Here is a 7,128-nt window from a genome sequence, read left to right as displayed (position 1 = left end):
TCGTCACCGACGTCGCCGAATCGCTGCGGCGCTCCGGTGTAGACCAGCTGGTCGTCGTGAACGGGCATGGCGGCAACTATGTCCTGTCGAACACTGTTCAGGAGGCAAATTCGGAGTCCCGTCGCATGGCGCTGTACCCGGGACGCGAGGACTGGGAAACGGCACGCCAGCAGGCCGGTCTGGTCAGCAGCGGCCACGACGACATGCATGCTGGCGAGATCGAGACCTCGTTGCTCCTGCATCTGTGTCCCGACCTGGTCCGTGACGGGTTCCAGGACGCCGACCATGTCGCCGAGCGGCCCGACCTCCTCGTGCTCGGCATGCGGGGATACACCTCCACCGGCGTGATCGGCAGCCCTTCGCAGGCCACAGCGGCCAAGGGCAAGGCGGTGCTGGAGAGCTTGACGGACTCCTTTGCCGGCACCCTCGCCGTCCTGCGCAACGGCCGGCGGAGTTGACACCTGCGCCAGACGTCACCGCGGCAGACCCCGGTCCCGCCCCCGATCCGCACAGCACGGCGTAGATCGCGGACGGGCCGATGGTTTCCCCAGAGGGGGCCCCGGCGGAGCCGACTCCTCAGCGGCGAGGCTGGTCAGTTGATCACCGATCCCCCCGACACTCCTGGCTCCGCATAGCCGGCTCTCGACCACGCCGGGAACGGCCGGGAGGACATCCCACCACGCACGGATGTCAGCAGATTGTCGGAGTCGCCCAGCGCGACTTCCCGACATCGACCCGCGCACGGTTCGATGGGGACAGATCAAGATCTATTGTCGTCCGTACTCCGATTGGCTCTGCGCTACCCACCGCGTCTGGGCAGCCATCTAGTTCCACGTTCGGGCGACCGTGCTTCCCACCGCATACCTGCATGACGGAGGTCGTCGATCGCGCGCCGTTCCGCCCCGCCGTTCACTGGTCGCGGGAAGCGACCGGACCCACCCGGTCACCATGCCCAGATGGCCGGTCGAACGCCGACGCCGCACAGCATGCCCGCCGGCGCTGCCGACGCATCGGTGAGGATGCAGTCGGGGCCAAGCACAGCAGGGCGCCGCAACGTTGCGGGGCTGCTGCCGTCGGCCGGGCAGGTCACGCCGGTAGACACCCGCCGCCGCGCGACCGGCGGGCGCAGCGATCGACCAGCGTCGCATCGATGTGCTGCCGATTCCGGGGTGGCGGGTTGGGGATACGGCGGGGTCCTTCGGACGGGCGAGCAAACCGCCCGGCCCGGCGACCGGCTGCGCGCGGCGGGTCGCCTCGGGCCATGTCGGCTCGGTACTGCTATGCGATGACCAGCCCTCGTCGAGATTCACGTGCTTGTTTGTCCGGCCGATCGCGAGGAGGAGACTGCGGGTGAGCGCGACAACGGATCAGCAGCGTGCGGACGCGGGGGTTCCGGTGCAGCCGGGTCGGGCCGGGCCGGAATGGGTGCTGCCGGAACTGAAGCCGTCCTGGTGGGAGACCGGGATCCGCGCCCGCGCGCAAGCGGGTCTGATGGGGGTGTTCACCGAGTTGCCGGGGCTGGCGTCCCGGGCGGTGCGGGTGGCATGGCGCGCCGACCGGGCGCGGACCGCGACGGTGGTCATCGCGACGCTGGTCTCGGGCGTGATGGCGGCGTTCGGGTTGCTGGCCACCCAGCGGGTGTTGATCCAGCTGTTCGAGGGGGGCCCCACCGGGGATCGGGTACGGGCGGCGTTGCCGGCCCTGGTGTGGCTGGCCGCGGCGACCGCGGTCCGGGGCGGGCTGGGGATGGCGGTCGGGTATGCGCTCAACGGGCTGACCCCGCGGGTGACGCAGTTGGTGGAGCAGGAGTTGTTCGAGCACACCACGGCGGTGGAGCTGGCGGCGTTCGACGACGACCAGTTCGCCGAGGGGATGGAGCGAGCCACCCGCGGCGCGGAGGCCGCCATGGAACTGGTGCAGAACGTGATGAACCTGTTCGCCGGGTTGGTGAGTCTCGCGGCGGTGACGGTGGCCGTGGTGACGGTCCATCCGCTGCTGCTGTTCGCGTTGCTGGTCGCGACCGTGCCGACCGCGTATGCGGCGTTGCGGGCCGGGCACGAGCGGTTCAAGAGCTATTTGGCCAGCTCGACGCGGCGGCGCTGGCAGTGGGTGCTGCAGACGTTGATGGCCGAGCGGGCGTCGGCGCCGGAGCTGCGCTCGTACGGGCTACGCGACTTCCTGCTGCGGATGCACGCGCGGGTGATGGGCGCGCAGACCGCGGAGGAACTCGCGGTCGCCCGCCGGGTCACGACGACCACCAGTATCGGCGCGGCCGTCGGCGGGGTCTGTCTGCTCGGGGTGTACCTGCTGCTGGGCTCGTTGCTGCTGGGCGGGCGGATCCCCCTCGCTGCGGCGGCGACGTGTGTGGTCGCGGTGCAGGCGGCACAGAAGGCGCTGTCGCAGGTGACCTTCCAGGTCGACAGGGTGTACGCGGCCGGGCAGTTCTTCAACGAGTACCTGCGGTTCCTGACGACCGCGCAGGATTACCTGCCCGCCCGGCCGGACGGTTTGCCGGTTCCCGACGGCCTGGCCGAGTTGAGCGTGCAGGCGGTCACCTTGCACTATCCGGGTAGGGACCGGCCGGCGGTCGACGAGGTGACGTTCACGATCCGCGCCGGGCAGACGGTCGCGCTGGTCGGGGAGAACGGCTCGGGCAAGACCACCCTCGCCGCGATGATCGCCGGGCTGCGGCAGCCGACCGCCGGGAGCATCACCTGGAACGGCTGCCAGCTGGCCGAGTGGGACGGCGAGGGACTGCGCCGGCACATCGCCGTGGTCCGGCAGGACTTCCACAAGTGGTCGCTCAGTGTGGCCACGAACATCGCGATGGGCGACACCGCAAGCGGCGAGGACCCGCAGCGCATCCAGGCCGCCGCCGTCCGGGCCGCGGCCCACGACATGATCGAGGAACTCGGCAGCAGCTACGACACCCTGCTGAACAAGACGTTCCGCGGCGGCGAGGACCTGTCCGGGGGGCAGTGGCAGAGAGTGACCGCCGCGCGGGGCTTCTACCGCGACGCCCCGCTACTGATCATGGATGAGCCGTCGTCGGCGCTCGACCCGGTCGCCGAGGACACCCTGTTCCAGGCATTACGCGACCGGCAAGGCAAGCAGGCAACGATCCTGATCACCCATCGGCTGGCCAACATCACCCACGCCGACCAGATCATCGTCCTCGACCGCGGAGCGGTGGTCGAGACCGGCACCCACACCGAACTGATCGCCGCCGGCGGCCTCTATCGGCGGCTGTTCACGTTGCAGGCGGCCGGCTACCGCAGCGAGCCCGCCGCTGGTGCGTCCGATGCCGGTGCCGCATGAACAGGACCGCCGCCGCCGGTGCGCTCGCCCGGCTGGCTGCCGCCCGTGCGGGCTGGCTGGACGAGGCACTTGATGTCATCGCCTCGCACCGGTTCGTGGATGCGGTGTGGGTGGAGGGTTCGCTGGGGCGCGGCGACGCCGATGCGCTCAGCGACATCGACCTGGTGGTGGCCGTCGGCGGTTCGGTGCCGCCCGAGGTGTTCGCCGACCCGGTTTCCGGGCTGGGGCTGCCGGGCGGCCTGCTCTATACCCGCGACAAGCCGAAGAACGCGCCGGCCGGTGGTGCTTTCCGGTCGGTGTGCCTTGAGTTGGTGGCGCTGCCGGTCCTGGTCGATCTTTACCTGTGGCCGACCGTGACCGCCACGATGTCCGCCACCGCCCGGCTGCTGTATCAGCGCGGCGATGTTCGGCCGCCGCGCAGTGGCCTCGACTTCCTGCCGCTGCTCAGCCAGCACCCCAACGGCGACACCCAGGCAAGTGACCCGTACCAGCCGGAGACCGCGCTGATGCTGGTGCAACTCGCCGCGAAGCATCTCGCCCGCGGCGACCACGAACGGCACGCGGCAGTCCTCCGGCAGATGCAGGTCCGACCGGCCGGTACCGATACCGCCCTGCTGCGCAGCATCCTTGCCGATCGCGTCGACGCGAAGGCTCACCCGCATCTGCGAGCCGCGGTCGCCGCAGCGCACCGGCTGATCGATGTCGCCGAGCACCCGTCCGGCACGCCGATTCGGGCGGGGTCGTCGGCCGCGGGCGGGGAGGTCCGGTGACCGGTGAGCGGGAAGGCCGGGTACCAGCGTCGGCAGAGTTCCGGGCGCAAGCCCGGCCGGATGCGGGGTTGTTCACCCGTCGGGTGAACTATCCGGTGGCAGCCCGGTGGTGCGTGTTCGCGTACCGGATGCGGCTGCGGCCGACCGCGCTGACGCTGGCGAACCTGCTGCTCGGCTGCGCCGGATCCGTCCTGGTGATCGCCGCCGCCCCGACGATCAGCGCAGGTCAGGCACCGGGTGCGGCAGCCGCGATGGTCGCCTGGTTGCTGTGGCTGGCCGCGTACTGCTGTGACTGCGCGGACGGGCAACTGGCGCGAGTGACCGGCACCAGCACGACTGCCGGAGCCCGCCTGGACGTGCTCTGCGACATCGGCGTGCAGATCATGCTGGTCACCGCGACCGCAGTGGCCGCCGCAGCCAGCCGACCGGGGGTGCCGGTGTGGCTGCCCGTGGCGTTCGCCGGCACGTGGATGGTCAACCTGGTCACCTCCGTGATGGCCCGCGACGGCCGCAACACCAGCCTGCTGGTCTCTGCCGGCTGGCCGGTGCAGGCGGTGAAGCTGACCCGTGACTACGGCTTCGTGCTCACCGTCATCGCCGGCACTCTCGCCGTCGCGCCTGACCAGCTGACCTGGCTGATGACCGGTTTCACCCTGATCAACGGCGGATTCCTGGCCGCGAGCATCCTCCAGTCCACCCGCGCCGCCTCGACCGGCGCCGGGCGTGCGACACCCGCACCAGGGTCCGACAGGAACACCGCAACCGGACCCGGACGGGGAGCGGAACGGTGACCACTGACCCCCACCCGGACACCATGCCCGTGGCGGTTCCGACGCCACGCCGTCGTGGCCGACAGGTACGGCAGGCGTGGGCCGCGTACGCGATGTCGCAGGCCGGCAGCGGTATCGGCGCCGGCGCGTTGCCGCTGGTCGCGATTCTGCTGTTGGATGCCTCGGATTGGCAGATCTCGCTGCTGGCCGCGGTCGCGGGGGTCGCCGGTGCCGTGGCGGTGGTGCCGCTGGGGCCGTGGGTCGAGTTCCACCGCAAACGCCCGGTCATGGTCGGCGCGGACCTGCTGCGCGGTGTCACCCTGCTCAGCGTCCCGGTCGCCGCCTGGGCCGGCGGGCTGACTTTCGGACAGTTGTGTCTGGTGGCCGCCGCGCAGACGGTCGGGACGATTCTGTCCTCGGCAGCGAGCACCGCGTTCCTGAAGTCGCTGGTGCCCGGCGAGCATCTGGTGCTGGTCAACGCGCGGTGGGAGAGCACCATGTGGACCGCCGGCACGGTCGGCCCGCCGGCCGGTGGGATGCTGGTCTCCTGGCTCGGCGCGCTCGCCGCGCTGTTGGTCGACGCGGCCAGTTTCCTGCTGTCGGCGCTCACGCTGGGCCGGATCCGGCACCGTGAACCCGCACCCGCCGTCCCGGAGCGCGGCCGGCACTCGATAGCGGAGATGACCGCGGGGTGGCGGCACATCGCCGCCCACCCGGTCCTGTTCCGACTGTTCGGGCACGCACTGCTCTTCGGCGGCTGCATCGTCGCGTCCACGCCGCTGATCGCCGTGCTCATGCTCCGCGACCTCGGGTTCAGCCCGGCGCAGTACGGCCTCGCCCTCGGGGTGCCGTGCGCGGCCGGGGTCCTGGGATCGGTGCTGGCGCCACGGATCATCCGCCGGGCCGGGCTGATGCCGACGCTGCTGATCGCCGGCGCGGCCCGGTGCCTGTGGATGGCCGCGATCCCGTTCGCGCCGGGCACCTCGGCCGGCCTGGTGCTGATCATCGCCGCGGACACCCTGCTGTTGCTGTGCGCCGGGATCTTCAACCCCGCGTTCACCACCCATCGGATGCGGGCGGTCGCCGACGGCTACCTGGCCCGGGTGACCGCCGCGTGGGCGATCAGCAGCAAGGTCGCCCAGCCCATCGTCATCGCGGCTGCCGGCGTGGCCGCTGCGGCGGTCGGCGCCCGTGCCGCGCTGCTCGCTCTGGCCGGGGTACTGCTGGCCAGCATGGTCGTGCTGCCCTGGCGCAGCTGGACCACCCCAGAGCCGGCCGTGAGCATCGGGCCAGGCCAGACGACGGGAGCCCAGCCGTGAGCGACCCGATGCAGCATGGCCGGTTCGCGCGGCCTCGCCGGCACGGCGACACCATCGAACGCGCGATCAGTCCCGCCGCGGGCAACGTGCACGCGCTGCTCGCCTACCACGCCGACCCCAGCATCTGACAGGAGGCGATCACCGGTGCAGCGCATCGCCATCGTCGGCAACGGCGGAGCCGGAAAGACCATCCTGGCCAACCAGCTCGGCCCTGTCCTGGGCATCCCGGTGACCTACCTGGACGCGCTGCGTTACACCGACACCTGGGCACTGGTTCCCGAAGAGGTGTACGCCGCCCGGCAGCGGGAGATCGTCGCCGGGGACCGATGGATCATCGACGGTAACTCGCTGCGGTCGATGCCGGTGAGGCTGGCCGCGGCCGACACGGTGATCATCGTCGACCCGCCGCCGCTGGTGTGCCTGTGGGGCATCCTGCGGCGGCGGTGGCGCTACCGGGGCGGCCGGCATCGCGACGGTGTGCATGATCGGATCACGTTCGACTTCCTCTGGTATGTGGCCTACCGGTACCGGCGCACGCAGCTGCCGCGCGTGCGGGCATGTATCGCCGAGCACTTCCATGGCGATCAGGTCGTGCACCTGGCCAGCCATGCGCAGGCCGACCGGTACATCGACCGGCTCACCCGCCACACCGGCGGCGCACCGTGAACGACCTGTCTCGCCCCAGCGACGGCCGAGCCACCACGGCCGCCACGTTGCTGATCAAGGAGTTGGCGGCCACGCCTCCGGGGTGGCCTTCCCGTGCCGGCCGACGTCACCGAGGAGCGATACACCAGGGCAGCGCACCATCCCAGGACAGGAGCCCTGAATCTGCCGAGCGCCTACCGCTGAAGGAGAGATGACGTTGACTGATCCGCACCGGCTTGAGCCGGCCGGGCCGCCACCGCACCATCCGGTGGACGTCTTCCTGCTGTTCACCGACGCCGACCGGAT

At 71.1% G+C, this 7,128-nt stretch carries 7 protein-coding genes; all 7 read left to right on the top strand.

Annotated features, from left to right (window positions below):
* The coding region (locus DMB66_RS52930; RefSeq protein WP_148112873.1) for a creatininase family protein at positions 1-458 on the top strand (458 nt) is incomplete at its 5' end.
* A gap of 1,033 nt (positions 459-1,491) precedes the next feature.
* On the top strand, positions 1,492-3,318 hold the full coding sequence (locus DMB66_RS52925; RefSeq protein WP_125811646.1) for an ABC transporter ATP-binding protein: 1,827 nt from the start codon (positions 1,492-1,494) through the stop codon (positions 3,316-3,318).
* Complete coding sequence (locus DMB66_RS52920; protein ID WP_125811644.1) at positions 3,315-4,088, top strand: nucleotidyltransferase domain-containing protein; 774 nt, start codon at positions 3,315-3,317, stop codon at positions 4,086-4,088. The genes DMB66_RS52925 and DMB66_RS52920 overlap by 4 nt, the downstream gene beginning before the upstream one ends.
* A complete protein-coding gene (locus tag DMB66_RS52915; protein WP_125811643.1) occupies positions 4,085-4,879 on the top strand; it encodes a CDP-alcohol phosphatidyltransferase family protein in 795 nt (264 codons plus the stop codon). The genes DMB66_RS52920 and DMB66_RS52915 overlap by 4 nt, the downstream gene beginning before the upstream one ends.
* Positions 4,876-6,177, top strand: a complete 1,302-nt coding sequence (locus DMB66_RS52910) for an MFS transporter (RefSeq protein ID WP_233625473.1) — start codon at positions 4,876-4,878, stop codon at positions 6,175-6,177. Before DMB66_RS52915 ends, DMB66_RS52910 begins: the two co-directional genes overlap by 4 nt.
* Positions 6,174-6,305, top strand: coding sequence for a hypothetical protein (locus tag DMB66_RS65455; protein ID WP_255441514.1), 132 nt, complete (start codon positions 6,174-6,176; stop codon positions 6,303-6,305). Before DMB66_RS52910 ends, DMB66_RS65455 begins: the two co-directional genes overlap by 4 nt.
* Before the next feature lie 16 nt (positions 6,306-6,321).
* Entirely contained in the window at positions 6,322-6,843 is a 522-nt protein-coding gene (locus DMB66_RS52905) for a topology modulation protein (protein WP_125811642.1), read from the top strand.
* Positions 6,844-7,128: the final 285 nt, after the last annotated feature.

It is taken from the genome of Actinoplanes sp. ATCC 53533 (assembly GCF_003947245.1).
Note: the sequence above shows the minus strand (reverse complement) of the source record. Positions and strands in the feature narration are given on the sequence as shown.

Bases quoted from the DNA above. Each gene is read 5' to 3' on its own strand.
- DMB66_RS52920 (WP_125811644.1), top strand. From the start codon at position 3,315: ATGAACAGGACCGCCGCCGCCGGTGCGCTCGCCCGGCTGGCTGCCGCC.
- DMB66_RS52925 (WP_125811646.1), top strand. From the start codon at position 1,492: ATGGGGGTGTTCACCGAGTTGCCGGGGCTGGCGTCCCGGGCGGTGCGG.